This is a genomic window from Terrabacter sp. C0L_2, assembly GCF_036352015.1.
GTDB classification, from domain to species: domain Bacteria; phylum Actinomycetota; class Actinomycetes; order Actinomycetales; family Dermatophilaceae; genus Terrabacter; species Terrabacter tumescens.
Window position 1 is genome coordinate 1,195,384 of record NZ_CP143557.1, and the last position, 22,033, is coordinate 1,217,416.

Sequence of the window (22,033 nt, forward strand, 5' to 3'; positions counted from 1 at the left end):
GCGCGAAAGACGCCGGAAAAAAGTTCGGTGCAGGTGCATCCCTCCTCGCCCGACGTGCGGAAGAAGGGGCGATGGGTGACACGCACCCACCAACCAGAAAGGGATGTCTCATGAAGCGCATTCTCGCCACGGGGTCCATCGCCGTTCTCGCCATGGTCGGCTTCGCCGGCAGCGCCTCCGCAGCACCGTCCGACGCGGCGTGCTTCGGCCAGGTGCACAAGACGGTGAACAGCGGCGGCGTCCCCGGATTCGAGAACGTGGGGCAGCTCGTTCAGGCCGTCGGCGGGGGCCAGGCCAAGAACGCAGTCGCGAAGTCTCTCTGCTGAGAGGCCGGCTCCTCATCAAGTGATCATCGGCGGCGGCTCGGGTCCTCAGGCCCGGGCCGCCGCTTCGCGTGGACTCAGCCGGAGAGCTGGTCCCAGAACCGGCGGACGAGGGTGGCCAGCATTTCGGGCTGCTCCAGCGGGACCAGCGTGCGAGCTTGCGCCACGGTCACGGCGGAGGCGTCGGGAACCAGCGACGCGGCATACTCCGACTCCTGCGGGCTCCAGTCGCCGCGGTCGTCGGATGCGACGAAGAGGCTCGGCACGCCCAGCTGCGCCAGCTCGCCGGTGACGTCGACGCGGTTGAGGATGAACGACTGCACGGCGAGGGCCATGCTGCGGCGGGTCGGGCGTGCCAGGGACTCCTCCACCACCTGACGCAGGGGCTCGCTGGCGCGGGAGGCGTCGGTGAGCATGGCCGTCAGGATCGCCGTGCGCACGGGTCCGACCGGTCCAGCTGTCCGAAGGATCGGAAGGAGAAGGGTGATCTGCCTGCGCAGCGCGGCGTCGATCGGCTGGGCCGGCGAGCTGACGGCGACGAGGCTTCGGAGCACTCCGGCTCGCGCGGCGAGCTTGAATCCGACGTGGCCCCCGAAGGCGTTGCCCACCCAGTCGACCGGGCCGTCGACCTCCAGACCGGTGAGCAGGTCCGTGGCGGCATCCGCAGCACCGTTGATGTCGCTGGGCGCGCGCAGCGGCTCGCTGAGTCCCAGGCCGGGCGGGTCGACCAGCGCATAGCGGCGACCCGACGGCAGGAGCGGCAGCATCGGGTCCCACGTGTGGCTGTCGACGAACATCGAGGACCACAGGACGGTCGTCGGGCCGTCGCCGACGAGGCGGACGTGGAGCCTGCCGAGGCGGGTGGGAACGACGGAGGTCGTCTCGGTCAGCTTGTCGTTGCTGCCGGGGTTGGTGGGCGGATGGTCCATGGTCGCTCCTCGAGCTCTTTGATGTTGGTGTGACTCACATGAATATATTGAGGTTAGCATGGGTCTCATGAAAGTTGGGAGTGCTCGGGAGTACCGGATGACGGCTCGGGCGCAGGCGGCGGAGCGCACGGGCGAGCGCATCATCGATGCGATGCTCGGGCTCTACGCCGACGTCCCCTATGACCAGATCCGCCTCGACGACGTCGCCTCCAGGGCCGAGGTGACGGTCCAGACCGTCATCCGGCGGTTCGGGACGAAGCACGGCCTGCTGGCCGCCACCGTCGAACGCGAGCTCGCGGCGCTCGCCGCCGACCGCGCAGCGGCCGTGGGGGAGAGCCCCGAGGAGACGGTGAGCTCGCTCGGCCGCTACTACGAGAACCACGGCGCCCTGATCCTCAAGCTCTACGCCGAGGCGGGGCAGGCGCCCGGAGTGCCGGAGCTGGCCGCCCGCAGCCGGACCTATCACGTGGCGTGGTGCAAGACGGCCTTCGGTGCGCACTTGGCGAGCGGGCAGGACCGGGCCACCCGCGCGCGTCGCCTGGCCCAGGTCGTCGCGATCTGCGACGCCACGACGTGGCGAATCCTCCGGTTCGACGGCGGACTCTCGGCCAGGCAGGCCGAGCTGGCGATCCTCGAGATGCTGCTGCCGGTGCTGGGCCGGGAGTGAACGGGTAGACCGGGGGGCGGCTGCCGGGAGTCGGGGGTCGTTGTCGAGCGCTGCGGTGGTTTGATCGAGGCATGCGCATCTTCTTCACGGGCGGCAGCGGCAAGGCCGGCAAGCACGTCGCACCCTTCCTCGCCGAGCAGGGCCACCAGGTCACCAACGCGGACCTCGTCCCGCTCAAGCACGACGGCGTCGACGACCTCAGGGTCGACCTCACCGACATCGGTGAGACGTACTCAGCGCTCGCGGGACTGGCGCGCTTCGACGAGCTGGAGCTTGCGGCCAAGCCGGCATACGACGCCGTCGTGCACTTCGCGGCGGTGCCGGCGATCCTGCTCACGTCGGAGGCGAAGACGTACGCGACGAACGTGCTCAGCACGTACAACGTGCTCGAGGCCGCGACCCGGCTGGGGATCCGCAAGGTGGTCTTCGCGTCGTCGGAGACGACGTACGGCGTGTGTTTCGCGCAGGGCGAGCGCAAGCCGCTCTACGTGCCGGTCGACGAGGAGCACCCGACGGTGCCGGAGGACTCCTACGCGATGAGTAAGGTCGCCAACGAGGTGACGGCGCGCTCGTTCCAGGCCCGCACCGGCGCCGACATCTACGGTCTGCGCATCAACAACGTCATCGAGCCGCACGAGTACGCCGAGATGTTCCCGCCGTTCCTGCAGGACCCGGCGCTGCGGCGGCGCAACATCTTCGCCTACATCGACACCCGCGACCTCGGCCAGATGGTGCAGCGCTGCCTCGAGACCGACGGCCTGGGCTACGAGGTGTTCAACGTCGCGAACGCCGACATGTCGGTCGCCGCGACGACCGACGAGGTGCGCGAGCGCTTCTACGACGGGGTGGAGCAGCGGCGGCCGATGGGGCGCAACGAGACCTTCTACTCCATCGACAAGGCCCGCGACCTGCTCGGCTACTCACCCCAGCACTCATGGCGCGATGTCCTGACGGACCCGCACGCGTCGTGAAGGCTGTCGTCTACGACGAGTACGGGCGTATGCCGTCACTCGCCGACGTGCCGGAGCCTGAGTGCCCGGCTGGCGGGGTCGTCATCGCCGTGAAGGCCACGGGCGTATGCCGCTCGGACTGGCACGCGTGGATGGGGCACGACCCGGTGTCGTTGCCTCACACGCCCGGTCACGAGCTGGCTGGCGTCGTGCACGCGCTCGGGGCCGGCGTGCGTGACTGGGCTGTCGGTGACCGGGTGACGGTGCCTTTCGTGTGCGGGTGCGGCGTGTGCTCGTGGTGTCTCGCTGGTGAGGCGCAGGTGTGTCCGGACCAGACGCAGCCCGGCTTCACGGGACCGGGGTCGTTCGCAGAGCTCGTCACGATCCATGGCGCTGACACGAACCTCGTGCGGCTGCCGGACTCGGTCGACTTCGTGACGGCGGCGTCGCTGGGGTGCCGGTTCGCGACGGCGTTCCGGGCGCTGACGACGCACGGGCGGCTTGGCTCTGGTGAGTGGCTGGCCGTGCACGGGTGCGGCGGGGTCGGACTGTCGGCGGTCATGATCGGTGTGGCACTCGGCGCGCAGGTCGTCGCTGTCGACGTGAACCCGGCTGCGCTGGAACGGGCCTCGTCGTTGGGGGCCGCTGCGGTGGTTGATGCTGGGGCTGTTGACAGTATGGCTTCGGCCGTCCGAGAGGTCACGGGCGGCGGCGCGCACGTCTCCATCGACGCGTTCGGCTCGCCCGAGTCGGCGGTGGCCTCGGTGCAGAGCCTGCGTCGGCGCGGCCGGCACGTGCAGGCCGGACTGCTGCTCGGACCGAAGTCGACGCCGCCCCTCCCGATGGACCTCGTCATCTCCCAGGAGCTCGAGATCTACGGCTCCCACGGCATGCCCGCGCGCGACTACCCGGCGATGCTTCGGCTGATCCAAGACGGCGCCCTCCGCCCAGCCGATCTCGTCGGCCAGGTCATCGGTCTCGAGGACGCCGGCGCCGCCCTGGCGGACATGGACCAGCCCGGCAAGGGCGGCATGACTGTCGTCCGCCTCTGACTCGGGCAGGCCCGCGCGGTCTGGCCGGTGCCGTGCTCCCGGCCGTGGGGAGGGCATCGCTCCTCCGGTAGCCTCGCTGACCCCGACGGCCTCAGCTGTCGGAGCCGGATCCTTCGTCCTGCCAAGCGTGCTCGGCGAAGCTGAAGAGCCGCTCCGGCGTGATCCGCAGCCAGCACGCCGCCCAGGCGAGGGTGCCGCCGAGGTTGCGCATCTCGGTGATGCGCCAGAGTTCCTCTGGGGCGTTCGTCTCCACGTGGGCCGGACCTTCCAGGAGGACCGCGGCGTGCGTGTCGTGCTCGCCCTCGACGACGGAAAGGGCCAGCCACGGGTGGGCGCGGACATGGGCGATCCGGGCCGCGTTCCCGACGGTGGGGAGCCAGATCGCTTCGTCGTACGCGGTGAACAGCGTCGGCGCGGCGTGAGCACGTCCATCGGGTCGCGTCGAGGACGCGATCGCGTAGGTCCGGCGCTCCAGGTACGACTCGAGCTGAGGTCCGCTCATGCGCCGGTGCGGCGGGTACGCCTTGCGGACAGCAGCGCCGCCCCGCTCGAAAGACGCATCCTGCAACCGGCCCAACCAGGCTGCGAGCGCAGTCTGGTCGTCCGCCGACGTCTGACCTTCTCGGTGACCGCTCACACCGGGCTCACCCATGGCTCACTCGTTTCCGCGCACGCCGGCCGGGTCGCCGTCCGGTCTGCGTCTCCTCGTTGTCTGTCGCTCCATCGCCTAGACGTGACAGTACGGCCACCAGGTGGTCTTCACCTGGCGGCTGCCGCTGCCGCTGTCGTTGGGCGTTCGGGCTCGGCCGAGTCGGCCGTGGCCTCCGTACGCAACCCGCGCCGGCGAGGCCGTCACGTGCAGGCCGGACTGCTGCTCGGGCCGAAGTCGACGCCGCCCCTCCCGATGGACCTCGTCATCTCCCAAGAGCTCGAGGTCTACGGCTCCCACGGCATGCCCGCCCGCGACTATCCCGCGATGCTTCGGCTGATCGAAAGCGGTGCCCTCCGCCCCGCCGATCTCGTCGGCCGGGTCATCGGACTCGAAGAGGCCGGCGCTGCGCTGGCGTCCATGGATCGTGCGTCAGCTGCCGGGATGACCGTCGTGGGTCTCGAGGCCAGCACCCACGGGTAGGGATGTGGACGTGGACGTTCGTGTGGGCCTGTGTGGTTGGACGGTGTCGCAGGCGTCGTATGTACGGCGCTTCCCTGTCGTCGAGGTGCAGAACACCTTCTACGACCCGCCGACGGACGACGTGCTGACCCGGTGGCGCACGCAGGTGCCGGCCGACTTCGAGTTCACGCTGAAGGCGTGGCAGATCGTCACGCACGAGTCCAACAGCCCCACGTACCGTCGCCTGAAGCAGCCGCTGCCGGAGAGCGCCCATGGGCAGGTAGGAGGTTTCCGGACGACGCCGGAGGTCCTCGCGGGTTGGGAACGGACTTTGGAGTGCGCCCGGATCCTGCAGGCGACCGCGGTGCTGCTGCAGTGCCCGGCGAGCTTCCGCCCGACGAAGGAGAACGTCCAGCGACTGCGTGACTTCGTGTCGCAGGTGGAACGGCCGGCGGGTCGCCTGCTGTGGGAGCCCCGGGGCGAGTGGCCCACGGCGCTGCTCGGGGAGCTCTGCGCCGAGCTGGACCTCGTCCACGTCGTCGACCCGATGCAGGCCGAGACGGTGACGCCGGAGCAGACCTACTACCGGCTCCACGGCACCACCGGCTGGCGCCACGTCCACACTGACGACGAGCTCCGACGGCTACGAGACCTCGTCGAGGGTCGACCGAGGCCGTACGTCATGTTCAACAACATCCCCCGGACAGGAGACGCAGAGCGCTTCCTCGCCCTGCTCTCCCGCAGGGACGGCTGACCCGCTCTCACCGCCCTCCGGTCGGTTTCAGCCCATGACGAGACCCTCGATGTCGTGCTTCTGGACGATGGGTTGCAGCTCGTCGACGATCGGGCAGGACAGGTGTGAGCGCACGGACTCGGGCAGCTGCTCCCAGAACCCATGGGTCACCGCGAGGTCGTGGTGCGCGTCGTTCCCGGCCCCCGGCGCGTCGACACCGAGCACCAACACCGGTCGGGGCAGCTGCGACCGGTTCGGTGTCCCCCGATGAATCGTCAGCGCGGACCGGGCAGAGATGTCGCCCATCCGGGGGTACTTCCGTTGGGCCAGCGCCTCGTAGCGCAAGTACTCAGAGTCCGGTGGGAACTGTTCGTGGTCGAAGTCGTCGCCTGCCTCCCACTGGGTGCCTGGCGCGATCTCGAAAGGCCCCATCTCGTCGGTGGTGTCGACCGTCGTCAGGTTGAAGGCCAACGAGGTCAGGCGGCGCTCGTTCTTCGTCTCCGGCGGGCTGGGGAAGTCGCGGTGCCACGGCTGCACCTGGGCACCCGGAAACGGCGTGTCGAAGCCCACCTCGACGATCTGGTAGTCCGGTCCGAGCACCGTCTCGCACACCGTTCGCACCCAAGGGTGTTCGACGAGGTCCACGAAGCCCCGCACGTCCTCGGGGTGGATCTCGACATACCAGCGGTTGGGCCCACGTCCGACGGCTCCTCCGGGCCTCGAGCGCGCCTCCTGGAACGCCGCATCAATGTCCTCCCGCAGCCGCTGCACCCAGTCTCGGGGGAACGCGCCCTTGCAGGCGATGATGCCGTCCGTCTCCAGGCCGCGCCGGATCTCGTCGACGTCGAACCCCTCTGAATGGGTGGTGTCCAGGCTCATGGAGCGACGCTACGCCGCTGGACGGGCAGTTCGACGTCAAGGGCCGCCCTGGCTTCAGTACGCGTGGAGGGCGTTGGGCCAGGACCATCCGGCAGATGCGGTGACAGCGCCAGAGGCCGCATCCGACAGCCGGTACTGAGAAGACCTGTCGACAGCGCCGTATGGTGCTGCCACTTGAGAGACTCCTCATGTGACGAAACCTGATCGTGACCGGGACACCGGGGGCCGCGCTCGCCAGGCCAGGCCTCGCGATGCTTTGGGCCGACCGCTGCCCTATGGGGCCGAGGGTGTCGAGCCCGTGTCGGAGGAGGCTCTCCCGCCCCAAGAGACCCTTGACGCAGCTCGAGAACTCGTGGCGGCAGGACGGCCCTTCTCCGCCCATGAGGTGCTGGAGGCGCGTTGGAAGGCGGGACCCACCGAAGAGCGTGATCTGTGGCAGGGGGTTGCGCAGGTCTGTGTGGCCATGACCCATGCAGCCCGAGGAAATCAGGTCGGAGCTGATCGGCTTTTCGATCGCGCCGCCGAGCGATTGAGCACCTTCATGCGGACCGGACGCTCCGCGTACGGTCTGGATCTCAGTGTCGTCGTCGAGCACGCGCGAAATCACATCGGGAAGCTCTGAGGGGTCGACCCCGAGCGGCGGTGTGACACTGCCGCTTCGCGGCGGGGCGACGCGGGTTTGCCGCGCAGTGCATGAGGGCGGCGGGAGCTGCCCCGCGGGTAGGTTCACGATTGTGAGTGACGTTGAGGGCGGGCCCCATCCAGCTGCCGTGCATGGACGGGCTGCCCACGTGCGTGGGCTTGTCCTGGCGGCAGGCGCGGGGCGGCGGATGGGTGGGCCGAAGGCGCTGGTTCGCCGGCACCCGGACGAGCCGACTCTGGTCGAGCGGGCCGTCTCGCTCCTGCATGCCGGTGGCTGCTCCGGCATCACCGTCGTCGTCGGTGCCGCCGCCGAGGAGGTCACCGCAATCGTCACCGCGCTCGGTCGCGACGTCGATGTCGTCCCCTGTCCCGACTGGGACGAAGGCATGGGCGCCTCCCTCCGCGCCGGCCTCACCGCTCTCACGCGCTCCACCCACGAGGGCGAGGGCTGCGTCGACGCCGTGCTCGTCACCCTCGTCGACCTGCCGGACCTGACGCCCGAGGTCGTCGCCCGCGTGCTCGACGCCCCGGGTCACGTCGACAACGACCACTCGCCGCACCCCGACCCCGACGAGCACGCGGTCGAGCTCCACAAGACCTCAGCCCCCACCAACCAGGAGCTCCGAGCGACGCTCCGCCGCGCGGCATACGACGGCGTCCCCGGGCACCCCGCGCTCATCGGGCGCGACCACTGGGAGCAGGTCATCGCCTCGGCGACTGGCGACCACGGCGCCCGCCACTACTTCCGCACCACCCCGCACGAGCTCGTCGAGTGCGGCGACCTCGCGACCGGTCGCGACGTCGACACCCGCGAAGAGCTCGACACGTCTCGTTGAGGAGGCCTCCGCTTCCACAACCTCGGTTCATGAGTGATGCTCAGGGGATGGATCACCTGTTCAACAGTGCCGACGACGTCACGACCGCCCTGGGCGGCACGGGCTACCTCGCCGACGAGGCGCTCGCGACGATCACCTTCCTCGCGACCCGGCTGAACCGGCCGATCCTGCTCGAGGGCGAGCCCGGCACCGGCAAGACCGCGCTCGCCGAGGCGCTCGCCGAATCCCTCGACCTCAAGCTCATCCGGCTCCAGTGCTACGAGGGCATCGACGCGACACAGGCCCTCTACGACTGGGACTTCCCGCGCCAGATCCTGCACCTGCGCACCGTCGAGGCCCTCAGCCGCGACGAGCACCACGACCCCAAAGCGCTCGAGGCCGAGCTCTTCGACGAGCGCTTCCTCCTCGCGCGCCCGGTGCTCCAGGCCCTTCGCGAAGCCCCCTGCGTGCTGCTCATCGACGAGATCGACCGCGCCGACGACGAGTTCGAGGCGTTCCTTCTCGAGGTCCTCTCCACCTGGCAGGTCACGATCCCCGAGCTCGGCACCATCGCTGCCAAGACACCTCCGATCGTCGTCCTCACCTCCAACCGCACGCGCGAGCTGCACGACGCGCTCAAGCGCCGCTGCCTCTACCACTGGATCGACCACCCCGGCCTGGCCCGCGAGCTCGAGATCGTGCGCACCCGCCTCCCCGAGGTCAGCGCCGCACTCGCCGAGCAGGTCGTCACCCTCGTCCAGCGCCTCCGCACGAGCGGCGAGCTCATCAAGCCCCCGGGCGTCGCCGAGACCCTCGACTGGGCGCGCGCCCTCGATACCGTCGGCGCCACGCGCCTGAACCCCGAGGTCGCCGCCGCCACCCTCGGCGCCGCCCTGAAGTACCGCGAGGACTCCGAGAGGATCCGCGCCTCGCTCGACAAGCTGCTCACCGCATGACCCTGACCGCCGCGCCCCCACCTGCCGGACCCGCCGAGCCCGACGTCGACGAGCTGCTCCTCGGCTTCGCCCGCGCCCTGCGCGCCGCCGGCCTGCACGTCACCGCCGACCGCGAGCGCACCTTCCTCATTGCCGCGGCCACCCTCGGCATGGGGGAGCGCTCGGGCGTCTACTGGGCCGGCCGCGCGACCCTGACGTCCACGCCCGCGGACTTCCCGGCATACGACGAGCTCTTCGAGCGATGGTTCGGCGGCGAGGACGTGCCCAAGGGGCGCAACGTCGACGTCCAGCGTCCGCCCGTGAGCCAGGCGCCGCTCGACAGCGGCGAGGGGGAGGCCGGCGACGGCGACTCCGAGAGCGCTCAGGCCCGCGCGAGCGCGCAGGAGGTGCTGCGTCACCGCGACGTCGCGACCCTCAGCGCGGCCGACCGTGCCGCTGCCGCAAGGATGTTCGCGAGCCTCGACCCGCGCTCACCGCTGCGGCGCGCCCGCCGGCACGTCCGCGGGCGCAGCGGCGCCATCGACGGCCCCGCCACCCTCCGGGAGCAGCTGCGCCGCATGGGCGAGCCCGGCCGCATCCAGCACCGTCGTCGCGGCACCCGCCCGCGCCGCATCGTCCTGCTCATCGACGTCTCCGGATCGATGAGCCCGTATGCCGACAGCCTCCTCCGCCTCGCCCACGTCTTCGTGCGCGCGGTGCCTCACGTCGAGGTCTTCACCATGGGCACCCGCCTGACCCACGTGACCCGAGCCCTCACCGAGCGCGACCCCGACCGGGCGCTCGCGGCCGCCGGCCGGGTCGTCCCCGACTGGTCGGGCGGCACGCGCCTCGGCGAGGCCATCGGCGCCTTCCTCGACCGCTGGGGCCGGCGCGGCATGGCCCGCGGCTCGGTCGTCGTCGTCTTCTCCGACGGGTGGGAGCGCGAGGGCCCCGAGCTGCTCGGCGAGCAGATGCGCCGGCTCGCCGCGCTCTCGCACCGCGTCGTGTGGGTCAACCCGCACCGCGGCAAGGCCGGCTACGCGCCGGTGCAGCAGGGGATCGTCGCGGCGCTGCCGCACATCGACGACTTCGTCGCAGGGCACTCGCTCGCGGCGTTCGAGGAGCTGATCGAGGTGGTGGCCCGTGCGTGAGGTGATGGACGAGCTGATGCAGTGGTGGTCGGCCGGCGAGACCGTCGGCGTCGGCACCGTCGTGGGCACGTGGCGCTCGGCGCCGCGCCAGGCGGGCGCGTCGATGCTCGTCGGCCCGGGCGGCGAGGCCGTCGGCTCCGTCTCCGGCGGGTGTGTCGAGGGCGCCGTCTACGAGCTGGCCCAGGAGGTCGTCGAGTCCGGCCACCCCGTGCTCCAGCGCTACGGCGTCAGCGACGACGACGCGTATGCCGTGGGCCTCACCTGCGGGGGCATCCTCGACGTCTTCGTCGAGAAGGTCTCACGCGACACGTTCCCCGAGCTCGGCGACGTCGCCACCGACATCGCGGCCGGCCGGCCCGTCGCCGTCGTCACCGTCATCGAGCACCCCGAGCCGACGTGGGTCGGTCGGCGCGTCGTCGTGCACCCCGAGGCGGAGGGGGAGGACGACGAGACCTCGGTGCTCGGCTCGCTCGGCAGCGGCCGCGCGGACGACGCAGTCCGCGACGACGCCAGAGGGCTTCTCGCGCAAGGCCGCTCGGCGATCCTCACCTACGGTCCCGACGGGGAGCGCCGCGGTGAGGGCATGCGCGTCTTCGTCGCCGCGCACGCACCGAAGCCGCGGATGCTCGTCTTCGGTGCCATCGACTTCGCCGCCGCCGTGGCGCGGGTCGGCAGCTTCCTCGGCTACTACGTCACCGTCTGCGACGCCCGGCCCGTCTTCGCCACGAAGACCCGCTTCCCTGGGGCCGACGAGGTCGTCGTCAAGTGGCCGCACGACTACCTCCAGCACGAGGTCGACGAGGGCCGCATCGACAGCCGCACCGTCATCGCCGTGCTCACCCACGACCCGAAGTTCGACGTGCCGCTGCTCGAGGTCGCGCTGCGCCTGCCCGACGTCGCCTACATCGGGGCCATGGGCTCGCGCCGCACCCACGAGGACCGGCTCGAGCGGCTCCGCGAGGCCGGCCTCACCGACGACGAGCTCGCCCGGATGAGCTCGCCCATCGGTCTCGACCTCGGCGCCCGGACGCCCGAGGAGACCGCCGTCTCGATCGCCGCCGAGATCATCGCGCTGCGTTGGGGCGGCGCCGGTGAGCGGCTCGCCGCGACCGAGGGCCCGATCCACCACCACCATCCTGCGCACGACAACCCGCTCGGCCACTGACGAGTCGGTTCGTCGCTCGTTGTCACAGCCACCCGCGGCGGGGTACGGGGCCTGCTGTCCGCATCACCCCTCAAGGAGGCCACCATGCAGATCGACAAGCAGCAGATCCTCGAGCTTCTCCGCAACCGCGGCGACCAGCAGCAGGCCGAGCAGGCGCAGAACGAGCTGCCCGACCAGGTCGACACCGACCAGCACTCCGACCTGCTCAGCAAGTTCAACATCAACCCGCAGGAGCTGCTCGGCGGCCTCGGCGGCAAGCTCGGGCTCTGACCCTGACCGCACGACGCATCGGGAGCTGCTCCGTGTTGCGGAGCAGCTCCCGAGTGCGTCACGGGGGTCACGTGCGATCCATCACCACCATCCCGCTCACGACGACGCCATGGGAGAGTGACCGCGCCGTTCCAGACCGGCGAGCGCTACCTGGGTCTAGCGTGTGAGGCGCTCGGGGTCACGACGAGAGGAACTGCGATGAAGCGTCCGGTGTGGGTCGTCGGGGCTGTGGCCCTGCTGGTGACGGGACTGACGGGACTGGGGTCCTCGGCCGCGCAGGCGCAGTCCGGCGGCGTCGACCCGGTCCCGGGGCTGCCGGTCTACCTCGCCCTCGGCGACTCGATCGCCAACGGCCAGGCGTCCGCCCCCGAGATCGTCGACTACGCCACGACCGTCGCCGGCTGGCGCGCCAACGGCTACGTGGCCCAGTTCGACGCCGTCCTGAAGGACCGCCTCAACTGCCTCCCCGCTGCGAACCCCAACGCCCGCTCCGGCTGCAAGGCCCTGCAGGTCGTCAACCTCGCCCGCTCCGGCGTCCCGGCCATGGACGGGCAGCCGCCCAAGCCCGGCGTCACCACGCAGATCGTCATCGACGAGCAGCTGCCCGAGGCCGTGGCCCTGCTCAAGGCGCGCAACGGCGACGCCAACCCGCGCAACGACGTCGAGGTCGTCACCATCACCGTCGGCGGCAATGACATCTTCGGGCCGATCACCTCGGCCTGCCTCCAGCCCGTCCCGAGCGGGTGCGCGGCCGCCATCGGGACGGCCTTCGCGTCGTTCTCGACGAACTACGCCGCGATCCTCGGTCAGCTGCGTGCCGCCGCCGGTCCGGACACCCCGATCATCACCATGACGTACTACAACCCGCTGCCGTACTGCGCCATCGGACAGGCGAACCCGAGCGCCGGCGTCTTCGCCGACTGGTTCCTCGAGGGCGGCACGCTGCCCGGCTTCGGCACCCTGCCCGCCGGCTTCAACGACCTCATCCGCGGCATCTCGGCCGCCAACGGGGCCAAGGTCGCCGACACCTTCGGCACCTTGGGCGCCGGTGACTTCGTCGGCGGCAGCGACTGCCTGCACCCGGTCCGTTCGGGCCACACGAAGATCGCAGCCGACTTCGTCAAGGCGATGTTCGGGTAGGACGCTGGAACAGGCCGACCCGGCTCAGGTGCGCGGACGCCAGCGCTTCCACACAGCAGTGGCCTCGGCGCGGGTCTTGCCGTCGAAGCGCAGCTCCACGGCGACCGTCATCTGAGGCTCGTCGACCTCGGTGACGACGGCGTGCAGCTCCACCGTCTTGAGCAACGGCGCCGGCCGCAGGTAGCGCACGTCGAGACCGGCCGTGACGTAGGCGAGGTCGGCGCCGGGCAGCGGCGGCCAGCCCTGGCGCTCGGCCTCGAGCATCACGGCCGCCGCGCTGTGGCAGTCGAGGACGGTGCCGATGATCCCGCCGTTGAGGTAGCCGAGGCCGTTGTCGTGCTCGGGCCACGGCGTGAACGAGGCCGTGACCCCGTCGGCAGACCCGTCACCGACCGGATAGCTCCGCAGCTGCAGCCCCTTGGCGTTGCCCGGTCCGCAGCCGAAGCACGGGAGGTTGGGGTAGAGCCGTTCCTGGACGCTAAGGACGCTGAGGCCGGGGTCGCTGAGGGCGGGGTCGCTGGGCACGCGCCCACGCTACCCGCGCCGGCCGGTCACGAATTGGTCCAACCACTTGATGAGTCCGGCCGGCGGTGTCATTCTCGTGACCATGCGTGAGAACGACGACCAGAGCGGGTTCAGCCCCGTCACCCGCCGGTCCGTGTCCGACCAGGTCTTCTCCGAGCTGCGCGACGCGGTGCTCACCGGACGGTTCGCCCCCGGCGACTCGCTGCCGCCCGAGCGCGAGCTCGCCGCCTCCTTCGCCGTCAACCGGCACGCGGTCCGCGAGGCCCTCCAGCGCCTGCAGACCGCCGGCTTCGTCCGGGTCGTCCACGGCGGCGGCACCACGGTCCTCGACGTCCGCAGCACCGCCGGCCTCGACCTGCTCGGCCACCTCGCCCGCTCGGGCGAGGGCCTCGACCCGATGATCCTGCGCGACGGTCTGGAGATGCGCCGCTGCATCGGCGTCGAGGCGGCCCGCGTCGCCGCGACCCGCGCGTCGTGCGAGGCCCGCAACCGCGTCGTGGCGGCAGCGGCGGCATACGACCTCGACGACCACCCCGACGCCGACCGCGCCTTCTGGCTCGAGGTGGTCGAGGCGAGTGGCAACCTCACCTTCCGGCTCGCCCTCAACTCGCTCGTCCAGGCCATCGACAGCGGCTCCGACGTCATGGACGCGCTCCTCGCCGCCGACCGCGCCGACCTGCTGCCGCACGCGCCTCTGGCGTCCGCCATCGCCGCCGGCGACGCCGAGCTCGCCGCGCGCCTCGCCGACGCGATCCTCAGCCAGGCCGTCGACGTGTGGGCCTCGCTCACCGACTCCGGCCGCACCCTGGACCCGGTGACCCGGGGCGCCTGATGGTCGACATCATCCTGACGGCGATCCCGTTCTTCATCGCGTTCATCGTCATCGAGGTCGTCTCGCTGTGGTTCGCGCCCGACGACGACGAGGTCGGCTACGAGGTGCGCGACACCGTCACGAGCCTGACGATGGGCCTCGGCAGCGTCGGCATCGGGATCTTCTACAAGGCCCTGCAGCTCGTCGTCTACGCCGCGTTGTATGCCGTGACGCCCCTTCGCCTCGACACCTCGCTGTGGTGGGTGTGGGTCGTCATCTTCCTCGCCGAGGACCTCGCGTACTACTGGTACCACCGCGCCCACCACGAGGTGCGCATCCTCTGGGCCAGCCACGTCGTGCACCACTCGAGCCAGCGCTACAACTTCTCGACCGCGCTGCGCCAGACGTGGACGCCCTTCGGCGGCATCCCGTTCTGGGCGCCGCTCGCCCTGCTCGGCGTGCCCGTCTGGGCGATCTTCCTCCAGCAGTCGATCTCGCTCATCTACCAGTTCTTCCTGCACACCGAGCGCGTCGGGAAGCTCTGGCGCCCAGTCGAATACGTCATGAACACGCCCTCCCACCACCGCGTGCACCACGGCATGAACAACGCCTACCTCGACCGCAACTACGGCGGCATCCTCATCATCTGGGACCGCCTCTTCCGCTCCTTCGAGCCCGAGGGCGAGCGCGTCGTCTACGGCCTGACCAAGCAGCTGCGCACCCACAACCCGCTCGTCGTCGCCACCCACGAGTACGCCTCGATCTGGGCCGACGTGAGCGCCGCCCGCACGTGGCGCGCCCGGTGGGGGCACGTCGTCCGCGGACCCGGCTGGCAGCCGGGCACCTGAGCCCGTACGTCTGGCCGAGCCCGGGTCGGAGGTCCACGATGGGGTGGAGGGTGCGGCCCCCGCTCCCGGACCAGGAGGACCATCGTGAGCACGTACCAGGTCGGCTACTTCGTGGGCAGCCTGTCATCGACCTCGATCAACCGGACCCTGAGCAAGGCGCTGATCGCGGTGGCGCCTCCGGACCTCGAGTTCACCGAGATCCCCATCGGCGACCTCCCGCTCTACAGCCCCGACTTCGACGCCGACTACCCGCCCGGTCCGCGCGCGCTCAAGGAGGCGATCGCCGCCTCGTCGGCCGTCCTCTTCGTGACGCCGGAGTACAACCGCTCCATCCCGGGCGCCCTGAAGAACGCCATCGACTGGGCCTCACGCCCGTGGGGCGAGAACTCCTTCAACCACGTGCCGGCCGCCGTCATCGGCGCCTCGCCCGGGCAGATCGGCACGGCGCTCGCCCAGCAGAGCCTGCGCGGCGTCCTCAGCTTCTGCAACGCTCGCCAGATGACCTCGCCCGAGGCCTACATCCGCCTCGCGCCGGGCGCGATCACCGACGACGGCGAGGTCACCGACGAGTCGATGAAGCAGTTCCTCACCGACTTCATGCAGGAGTTCCGCGACCACGTCGAGCGGGTGCTCACCGTCCTGCCGCGCACCTGACGGGGTCGTATGCCGGCCGGTGGCGTCCCCGGGCACGTCCCCGGCCCGCGTCGGCTCGCGTGTGAGGATGGGCCATGGCCTCCCCGCACCACCTGACGCCCTGGCAGCGGGTCTGGCGGCCGTTCTGGGCGCTGCCGCTGGCCATCGCCCTCGCCGCCATCGCGGCTGGCGTCGTGCTGCCCCTGCTGGACCGAGGGCTCTCGGAGCACGTGCCCTACCTCTTCCAGGGCGGCAGTGACAGCGCCCGCAGCCTGCTGAGCACCATCGCCACGGCGATGATCTCGGTGACCGGCCTCGTCTTCTCCATCACGATGGTGGTCCTGCAGCTGGCCAGCAGCCAGTTCACGCCGCGCATCCTCGGCGACTTCCTCGCCCAGCGGACCACGCAGGTCACGCTCGGCGTCTTCATCGCGTCGTTCGTCTTCGCGCTCACTGTGCTGCGATCGGTGCGAGGCGGCAACGACATCGACGCGTTCGTGCCGCAGCTGTCGGTGACGACCGCCTTCCTGCTCGTCATCTCCTCGATGGGCTGCTTCATCGCGTTCATCCACCACATCACCGTCTCGATCCAGGTCTCGAGCGTCATCTCCGGCATCGGCGACCGGGCCGTCGCACTCGCCGACGACCTCTACCCGGAAGGGGCACCCGCACCGACGGCGACGTGGTCGCCGGAGGTCGGCATGCCCAGGGCCGCGGTGACCTCCGGGGACCGGCACGGCGTCGTGACCGAGATCGACGTCGAGCGGCTGACCGAGGTGGCCCGCGACCTCGACCTCGTGGCGACCGTCGAGGTGGGCGTCGGGGACTTCCTCGCCGAGCACATGCCGCTCGTGACGGTGTGGGGCCGGCCCGACCTCGACGACGCCCGAGCCGAGCGCCTGCGTGACTGCGTCCTCCTCGAGACGGAGCGCACGATGCGTCAGGACCTCGGTTTCGGCATCCGCCAGCTCGTCGACATCGCCGAGCGCGCGCTCTCCCCGGGCGTCAACGACCCGACGACGGCCGTGCAGGCGCTGGACGAGCTGCACCGGATCCTGCGGCTGCTCGTGACGCGCCGCACCGGCTCTCGCTACGCCGCGGACGCCGAGGGCGCTGTGCGGGTCGTGCTGCGGCCGCAGGAGGTCGGCGACCTCGTCGACCTCGCGACCGAGGAGATCATCCACTACGGCCGGGACTCCGTGCAGGTCCCGCGGCGCCTGTCCGCCGTGCTCGACGACCTGCTGTCGGTCTCGCTCCCGGACCACCGGCCCGCGCTGACGCGGGTCAAGGACTCACTGGCCCACGCCTGAGCAGGACGTATGCCGTGTCGCCGAGCGGGCGACACGGCATACGTCATCGGGTGGTTCGGTGACGAACCGCCCGGCGACCGCTCAGTGGGCGCTGGAGGTCTTCCAGAGGTTGATGCCGCCCTCGACGGCGTGCTGGTCGATCGTGTCGAGCTCCTCCTGCGAGAAGTCGAGGTTGTCGAGCGAGCCGAGGCTGTTCTCGAGCTGGCCCACCGACGAGGCGCCGATGAGCACCGACGTGACGCGCTGGTCGCGCAGGATCCACGCGAGCGCCATCTGCGCGAGCGACTGGCCGCGCTGCTTCGCCATCTCGTTGAGCGCGCGGATGTGCGTCAGGTTCTGCTCGGTCAGCAGGTCGGTCGACAGGGACTTGTCCTGCGACGCGCGAGAGCCCTCCGGGACGCCGTTGAGGTACTTGTCGGTGAGCATGCCCTGCGCGAGCGGGCTGAAGGCGATGCAGCCGACGCCCTCCTCGCCGAGCACGTCGAGCAGGTCCTCCTCGACCCAGCGGTTGAGCATCGAGTAGCTCGGCTGGTGGATGAGCAGCGGCGTGCCGAGGTCGCGGAGGATCTGCACGGCCTCGCGGGTGCGCGGCCCCGAGTAGGAGGAGATGCCGGCATACAGCGCCTTGCCCTGGCGGACGGCGGTGTCGAGCGCGCCCATCGTCTCCTCGAGCGGCGTCGTCTCGTCGAAGCGGTGGGAGTAGAAGATGTCGACGTAGTCGACGCCCATCCGCTGCAGCGACTGGTCGAGCGAGGACAGGACGTACTTGCGGCTGCCGCCACCCTGGCCGTACGGGCCCGGCCACATGTCGTAGCCCGCCTTGGTCGAGAGGATCAGCTCGTCGCGGTAGCGCTTGAAGTCCTGCGCGTAGATGGCGCCGAAGTTGCGCTCGGCGCTGCCGTAGGGCGGGCCGTAGTTGTTGGCGAGGTCGAAGTGCGTGACGCCGAGGTCGAAGGCGCGGCGCAGGGTCCCGCGCTGGCGGTCGAGCGGCACGTCGTCGCCGAAGTTGTGCCACAGGCCGAGCGAGACGGCCGGCAGGTCGAGGCCCGAGCGGCCGGTGCGGCGGTACGTCATCGATTCGTAGCGGTCGCGCGCTGCCTGGTAGGCGTCGGCGTGAAGAGTCATGCTCCCCAGTCTCGTCGCAAGGACGTATGCCGCGAAAGGCGGGGCCCACGGCGAGTCGTGTCCCGGACGTCCGCTGTGGATGTGGAGGGTTCTTCCTGTTGCCCTTGTGAAGCAGGTGACGGCGAGTAAGACTGCGCGTGGGGAAGTCAACGATGTCAACTGCAGTGTGGCAGGAGGACCGACAGCATGACCCGTATCAATGTGACCGTCGACGGGGTGAGCTACTCCGACGAGGTCGAGCCCAGGACCCTACTGGTCCAGTACCTCCGCGAAGGGCTGGGCAAGACCGGCACCGTCGTGGGGTGCGACACGAGCAACTGCGGTGCGTGCACCGTGCACCTCGACGGGACGAGCGTGAAGTCGTGCAACGTCCTCGCCGTCCAGGCGGACGGCCACGAGGTGACGACGATCGAGGGGCTCGCCGAGAACGGCGAGCTCCACCCGGTCCAGCAGGCCTTCCACGAGTGCCACGCCCTCCAGTGCGGCTACTGCACGCCCGGCATGATCATGCAGGCGTGCGACGTGCTGAAGAACAACCCCGACCCCAGCGAGCAGGAGATCCGTGAGGGTCTCGAGGGCAATCTCTGCCGCTGCACCGGCTACCACAACATCGTCAAGGCCGTGCAGCAGGCGGCGGGCGCGATGAGCAGCTCGAGCTCGCAGGCGGTGTCGTCATGACGATCACCGAGGACCGCGCCGCCGACGCCGCCTCACCCGAGATCGGCAAGGCCCGCCGTCGCAAGGAGGACCAGCGCCTCATCACCGGCCGCACCCGCTGGACCGACAACATCCAGCTGCCCGGCATGCTCCACCTCGCCATGGTGCGCAGCCCGTTCGCGCACGCGACGATCAGCTCGATCGACGTGACCGAGGCCAAGGCGGCCTCCGGCGTCATCGGTGTCTTCACCGGCGAGGACCTCAAGGACATCCAGGGCGTCAACATCACGGCGTGGCCGGTCTCGGCCGAGCAGAAGACGCCCGACCACCTGCCCGTCGCCGTCTCGCACGTCGCGCACGCCGGTGAGATCGTCGCCGTCGTCGCGGCCCGCTCGGCGGCTGCCGCGCGTGACGCGGCCGAGCTCGTCGACGTCGACTACGCCGAGCTGCCCGCGGTCCTCGACCTCAAGGAGGCCGCGAAGGACGAGGTGCTCGCGCACCCCGACCTCGGCACCAACACGAGCGCCGTGTGGCAGCTCGACTCGGCCGGCCAGGGCTCCGGCGGTGACGTCGAGGAGGCCATCGCCAAGGCCCGCGAGAGTGGCATCGTCATCGAGCGCGAGTACCGCCAGCAGCGGCTCATCCCCGCCTTCATGGAGCCCCGCTCGACCGTGGTCGACCCCACGGGCGAGCAGGTGACGATGTGGTCGGCGACGCAGGTGCCGCACGTGCTGCGCTTCTGCATCGCCGCGACGACCGGCCTGCCCGAGTCGAAGATCCGCGTCATAGCCCCCGACGTGGGCGGCGGCTTCGGCGGCAAGCTGCAGACGACGCCCGAGGAGTTCGCGACGCTCGCCGTGGCCCGCAAGCTCGGCAAGCCGGTCAAGTACACCGAGACCCGCTCCGAGACGATGGTGAGCGGCCACCACGGCCGCGACCAGTGGCAGAAGCTGACCCTCGCCGCCGAGAAGGACGGCCGGGTCACGGCGCTCAAGGTCGACCTCATGGCCGACCTCGGGGCGTATGCCGCCCTCGTCGGCGGCGGCGTGCCGGTGCTCGGCGCGTGGATGTTCAACTCGATCTACAAGTTCGACGCCTACCAGTTCAACCTCACGAACTACTACACGAACAAGACGTGGGTCGACGCCTACCGCGGCGCCGGACGGCCCGAGGCGACCTATGCCATCGAGCGGCTCATGGACGAGCTCGCGGCCGAGGTCGGGGTCGACCCGATGGAGATCCGCGAGAAGAACTGGATCACCCACGACGAGTTCCCGTTCACCACGGTCGCCGGCATGACCTACGACTCCGGCAACTATGAGGCGGCGACCGAGAAGGCCAAGGAGCTCTTCGGCTACGACGAGCTGCGGGCCGAGCAGAAGCGCCGCCGGGAGAGCAACGACCCGGTCCAGCTGGGCATCGGCATCTCGACGTTCACCGAGATGTGCGGCCTCGCGCCGTCCCGCATCCTCGGCGCGCTCAACTACGGCGCCGGCGGCTGGGAGAGCGCCAGCATCCGCATGCTCGCCACCGGCACGGTCGAGGTCATCACCGGCGTCTCGCCGCACGGCCAGGGCCACGAGACGGCATGGAGCCAGATCGTCGCCGACAAGCTCGGCGTGCCGTTCGAGAGCGTCGAGGTGCTGCACGGCGACACCCAGATCGCGCCCAAGGGCATGGACACCTACGGGTCGCGCTCGCTCGTCGTGGGCGGCGAGGCGGTCGTCCGCGCCGCCGACAAGGTGATCGAGAAGGCCAAGGTCGTCGCCGCGCACCTGCTCGAGGCGAGCGTCGACGACATCGAGTTCAAGGCCGGGACGTTCGGCGTCAAGGGCACCGACAAGGGCATCTCGATGCCCGAGGTCGCCATCGCCACGTGGACGGGTCACAACCTGCCAGACGGCGTGGAGCCCTCGATCGACGCCGACGCGACCTTCGACCCCGACAACTTCTCCTTCCCCCACGGCACGCACCTGTGCGCCATGGAGGTCGACACCGAGACCGGGGCCACGAAGATGCGCAAGTACGTCTGCGTCGACGACATCGGCACGATCATCAACCCGCTCATCGTCGAGGGCCAGGTCCACGGCGGTCTGGTCCAGGGCATCGCCCAGGCGCTCTGGGAGGGTGCGGAGTACGACGAGCAGGGCACCCTCGTGACCGGCTCGTTCGTCGACTACACCCTGCCGACGTCGGCCGACACGATCAGCTTCGTCACCGACCACACGGTCTCGCCGTCGACCTACAACTCCTTGGGCACCAAGGGAGTCGGCGAGGCGGGCTGCATCGCCTCGACCCCGGCGGTCGTCAACGCCATCGTCGACGCCGTGCGCCAGTTCGGCGTCAACGACATCCTCATGCCGTGCACGCCCGAGCGGGTGTGGAAGGCCATCGAGAAGGGCAGGTCGGTGCCCGGAGAGGGCGAGCGCGACGCGCAGCCGCACTTCGACGAGGGCGTCCCCAACCAGGATCCCGGTGCCGCGAGCGAAGGGAGCCAGGCATGATCCCCGCACAGTTCGACTACGTCGCACCGGGCTCGGTCGAGGAGGCCGTGGCGGCGCTCGCCGAGCACGGCGACGAAGCCAAGGTGCTCGCCGGCGGGCAGTCGCTCCTGCCGATCCTGCGCATGCGGCTCAACGCGCCGGGTGTCGTCATCGACCTCGGCCGCATCCCCGAGCTGCAGGGCGTCACCGAGGACGGCGACCACCTCGTCATCGGAGCCATGACGACGTATGCCGCCGTGCTCGCCTCCGAGGCCGTGTCGACGCACGCGGCCCTGCTGTCCAAGGCGATCGCGACCGTCGCGGACCCGCAGATCCGTCACCGCGGCACGGTGGGCGGCGCCCTGGTGCACGCCGACCCGGCCGGTGACGTCGGCGCCCCCGCGCTCGCGCTCGGGGCCGAGTTCGTCATCGCGGGCTCGGGTGGCTCGACGCGCACCGTCGCGGCCGAGGACTTCTTCGAGGACCTCTTCACGACCGCCGTCGGCGAAGGTGAGCTGCTGACCCAGATCCGCATCCCGAAGCACACCGGGTGGGGCGCGCACTACGAGAAGTTCGTGCGCGTCAGCCACCAGTGGTCGATCGTCGGGGTCGCGGCCACGGTGCGCAGCGAGGGCGGCTCCATCGCCGAGGCCCGCGTCGGCCTGACCAACATGGGCTCGACGCCGTTGCGCGCCAAGGCGGTCGAGGAGGCCCTCGTCGGGCAGCCCGCGACCGACGAGGCCGTCCGCGCAGCCGTCGCCTCCGTGGCCGAGGGCACCAACCCGCCGTCGGACCTCAACGGTGACGCCGACTACCGCAAGCACCTCGCCACGGTGCTGACGCGGCGCGCGGTCCTCGCCGCGGCAGGAGCGTGAAGCC

General features: G+C 70.6%; 25 protein-coding genes. 20 read left to right on the forward strand and 5 right to left on the reverse strand.

Annotated elements, in window-relative coordinates:
• Positions 1-110 precede the first annotated feature (110 nt).
• Positions 111-326 carry a hypothetical protein gene (locus U5C87_RS05570; RefSeq protein ID WP_330475631.1) on the forward strand — a complete coding sequence of 72 codons (216 nt, stop codon included), beginning with the start codon at positions 111-113 and terminating at the stop codon, positions 324-326.
• 74 nt (positions 327-400) lie between these two features.
• Here the strand turns inward: U5C87_RS05570 and U5C87_RS05575 are convergent, their stop codons facing one another.
• On the reverse strand, positions 401-1,252 hold the full coding sequence (locus U5C87_RS05575) for an alpha/beta fold hydrolase (RefSeq protein WP_330475632.1): 852 nt from the start codon (positions 1,250-1,252) through the stop codon (positions 401-403).
• Between the two features lie 67 nt (positions 1,253-1,319).
• Here U5C87_RS05575 and U5C87_RS05580 point away from each other — a divergent pair, with 67 nt between their 5' ends.
• From U5C87_RS05580 to U5C87_RS05590, 3 genes are all read left to right on the forward strand, one after another.
• A complete protein-coding gene (locus U5C87_RS05580) occupies positions 1,320-1,919 on the forward strand; it encodes a TetR/AcrR family transcriptional regulator (protein WP_330475633.1) in 600 nt (199 codons plus the stop codon).
• 71 nt (positions 1,920-1,990) lie between these two features.
• Complete coding sequence (locus tag U5C87_RS05585; RefSeq protein ID WP_330475634.1) at positions 1,991-2,890, forward strand: NAD-dependent epimerase/dehydratase family protein; 900 nt, start codon at positions 1,991-1,993, stop codon at positions 2,888-2,890.
• Positions 2,887-3,921 (forward strand): zinc-dependent alcohol dehydrogenase family protein, encoded by a 1,035-nt coding sequence (locus U5C87_RS05590; RefSeq protein ID WP_330475635.1) that lies wholly within the window; start codon positions 2,887-2,889, stop codon positions 3,919-3,921. Before U5C87_RS05585 ends, U5C87_RS05590 begins: the two co-directional genes overlap by 4 nt.
• A 91-nt stretch (positions 3,922-4,012) precedes the next feature.
• Here the strand turns inward: U5C87_RS05590 and U5C87_RS05595 are convergent, their stop codons facing one another.
• The gene (locus U5C87_RS05595) at positions 4,013-4,573 is read right to left on the reverse strand and encodes a pyridoxamine 5'-phosphate oxidase family protein (protein ID WP_330475636.1); all 561 of its coding nucleotides are present in this window, start codon (positions 4,571-4,573) and stop codon (positions 4,013-4,015) included.
• A 165-nt stretch (positions 4,574-4,738) separates the two neighbouring features.
• Here U5C87_RS05595 and U5C87_RS05600 point away from each other — a divergent pair, with 165 nt between their 5' ends.
• A complete protein-coding gene (locus U5C87_RS05600) occupies positions 4,739-5,053 on the forward strand; it encodes a hypothetical protein (protein WP_330475637.1) in 315 nt (104 codons plus the stop codon).
• Positions 5,054-5,063: 10 nt separating this feature from the next.
• Complete coding sequence (locus U5C87_RS05605; RefSeq protein ID WP_330475638.1) at positions 5,064-5,786, forward strand: DUF72 domain-containing protein; 723 nt, start codon at positions 5,064-5,066, stop codon at positions 5,784-5,786.
• A gap of 27 nt (positions 5,787-5,813) precedes the next feature.
• Here the strand turns inward: U5C87_RS05605 and U5C87_RS05610 are convergent, their stop codons facing one another.
• Complete coding sequence (locus U5C87_RS05610) at positions 5,814-6,644, reverse strand: phytanoyl-CoA dioxygenase family protein (RefSeq protein WP_330475639.1); 831 nt, start codon at positions 6,642-6,644, stop codon at positions 5,814-5,816.
• Positions 6,645-6,942: 298 nt separating this feature from the next.
• Here U5C87_RS05610 and U5C87_RS05615 point away from each other — a divergent pair, with 298 nt between their 5' ends.
• The 7 genes from U5C87_RS05615 to U5C87_RS05645 all read left to right on the forward strand — a co-directional run bounded on the left by U5C87_RS05615 (position 6,943) and on the right by U5C87_RS05645 (position 12,762).
• Positions 6,943-7,266 (forward strand): DUF309 domain-containing protein, encoded by a 324-nt coding sequence (locus U5C87_RS05615; RefSeq protein WP_330475640.1) that lies wholly within the window; start codon positions 6,943-6,945, stop codon positions 7,264-7,266.
• Positions 7,267-7,435: 169 nt separating this feature from the next.
• On the forward strand, positions 7,436-8,122 hold the full coding sequence (locus U5C87_RS05620; RefSeq protein ID WP_330475641.1) for a nucleotidyltransferase family protein: 687 nt from the start codon (positions 7,436-7,438) through the stop codon (positions 8,120-8,122).
• Positions 8,123-8,151: 29 nt separating this feature from the next.
• Positions 8,152-9,057: an AAA family ATPase gene (locus U5C87_RS05625; protein ID WP_443082102.1), complete on the forward strand. Its 906-nt coding sequence runs from the start codon at positions 8,152-8,154 to the stop codon at positions 9,055-9,057.
• Positions 9,054-10,187 carry a vWA domain-containing protein gene (locus U5C87_RS05630; protein ID WP_330475642.1) on the forward strand — a complete coding sequence of 378 codons (1,134 nt, stop codon included), beginning with the start codon at positions 9,054-9,056 and terminating at the stop codon, positions 10,185-10,187. Before U5C87_RS05625 ends, U5C87_RS05630 begins: the two co-directional genes overlap by 4 nt.
• Positions 10,180-11,352, forward strand: a complete 1,173-nt coding sequence (locus U5C87_RS05635) for an XdhC/CoxI family protein (protein ID WP_330475643.1) — start codon at positions 10,180-10,182, stop codon at positions 11,350-11,352. The genes U5C87_RS05630 and U5C87_RS05635 overlap by 8 nt, the downstream gene beginning before the upstream one ends.
• An 84-nt stretch (positions 11,353-11,436) precedes the next feature.
• Positions 11,437-11,622 (forward strand): hypothetical protein, encoded by a 186-nt coding sequence (locus U5C87_RS05640; RefSeq protein ID WP_030203981.1) that lies wholly within the window; start codon positions 11,437-11,439, stop codon positions 11,620-11,622.
• Positions 11,623-11,820: 198 nt separating this feature from the next.
• The gene (locus U5C87_RS05645; protein ID WP_330475644.1) at positions 11,821-12,762 is read left to right on the forward strand and encodes an SGNH/GDSL hydrolase family protein; all 942 of its coding nucleotides are present in this window, start codon (positions 11,821-11,823) and stop codon (positions 12,760-12,762) included.
• Between the two features lie 24 nt (positions 12,763-12,786).
• Here the strand turns inward: U5C87_RS05645 and U5C87_RS05650 are convergent, their stop codons facing one another.
• The gene (locus U5C87_RS05650; RefSeq protein ID WP_330475645.1) at positions 12,787-13,287 is read right to left on the reverse strand and encodes a PaaI family thioesterase; all 501 of its coding nucleotides are present in this window, start codon (positions 13,285-13,287) and stop codon (positions 12,787-12,789) included.
• 82 nt (positions 13,288-13,369) lie between these two features.
• Between U5C87_RS05650 and U5C87_RS05655 the strand changes: the two genes are divergently transcribed.
• The 4 genes from U5C87_RS05655 (at position 13,370) to U5C87_RS05670 (ending at position 16,889) form a co-directional block, all read left to right on the forward strand.
• A complete protein-coding gene (locus U5C87_RS05655; RefSeq protein ID WP_030203971.1) occupies positions 13,370-14,119 on the forward strand; it encodes a FadR/GntR family transcriptional regulator in 750 nt (249 codons plus the stop codon).
• Positions 14,119-14,946, forward strand: coding sequence for a sterol desaturase family protein (locus tag U5C87_RS05660; RefSeq protein ID WP_330475646.1), 828 nt, complete (start codon positions 14,119-14,121; stop codon positions 14,944-14,946). The genes U5C87_RS05655 and U5C87_RS05660 overlap by 1 nt, the downstream gene beginning before the upstream one ends.
• Before the next feature lie 84 nt (positions 14,947-15,030).
• Entirely contained in the window at positions 15,031-15,600 is a 570-nt protein-coding gene (locus U5C87_RS05665) for an NADPH-dependent FMN reductase (RefSeq protein WP_330475647.1), read from the forward strand.
• A gap of 74 nt (positions 15,601-15,674) precedes the next feature.
• Positions 15,675-16,889: a DUF2254 domain-containing protein gene (locus U5C87_RS05670; RefSeq protein ID WP_330475648.1), complete on the forward strand. Its 1,215-nt coding sequence runs from the start codon at positions 15,675-15,677 to the stop codon at positions 16,887-16,889.
• An 81-nt stretch (positions 16,890-16,970) separates the two neighbouring features.
• On the opposite strand, the gene mgrA is transcribed toward U5C87_RS05670, so the two are convergent.
• The gene (mgrA, locus tag U5C87_RS05675) at positions 16,971-18,014 is read right to left on the reverse strand and encodes an L-glyceraldehyde 3-phosphate reductase (protein ID WP_330475649.1); all 1,044 of its coding nucleotides are present in this window, start codon (positions 18,012-18,014) and stop codon (positions 16,971-16,973) included.
• A 186-nt stretch (positions 18,015-18,200) separates the two neighbouring features.
• Between mgrA and U5C87_RS05680 the strand changes: the two genes are divergently transcribed.
• Genes U5C87_RS05680 through U5C87_RS05690 form a run of 3 tightly spaced genes read left to right on the forward strand, consistent with a single transcriptional unit; the run spans position 18,201 to position 22,029 of the window.
• On the forward strand, positions 18,201-18,692 hold the full coding sequence (locus U5C87_RS05680; protein WP_030203956.1) for a (2Fe-2S)-binding protein: 492 nt from the start codon (positions 18,201-18,203) through the stop codon (positions 18,690-18,692).
• Positions 18,689-21,175, forward strand: coding sequence for a xanthine dehydrogenase family protein molybdopterin-binding subunit (locus U5C87_RS05685; protein WP_330475650.1), 2,487 nt, complete (start codon positions 18,689-18,691; stop codon positions 21,173-21,175). The genes U5C87_RS05680 and U5C87_RS05685 overlap by 4 nt, the downstream gene beginning before the upstream one ends.
• A complete protein-coding gene (locus tag U5C87_RS05690; protein ID WP_330475651.1) occupies positions 21,172-22,029 on the forward strand; it encodes an FAD binding domain-containing protein in 858 nt (285 codons plus the stop codon). The genes U5C87_RS05685 and U5C87_RS05690 overlap by 4 nt, the downstream gene beginning before the upstream one ends.
• Positions 22,030-22,033 lie beyond the last annotated feature (4 nt).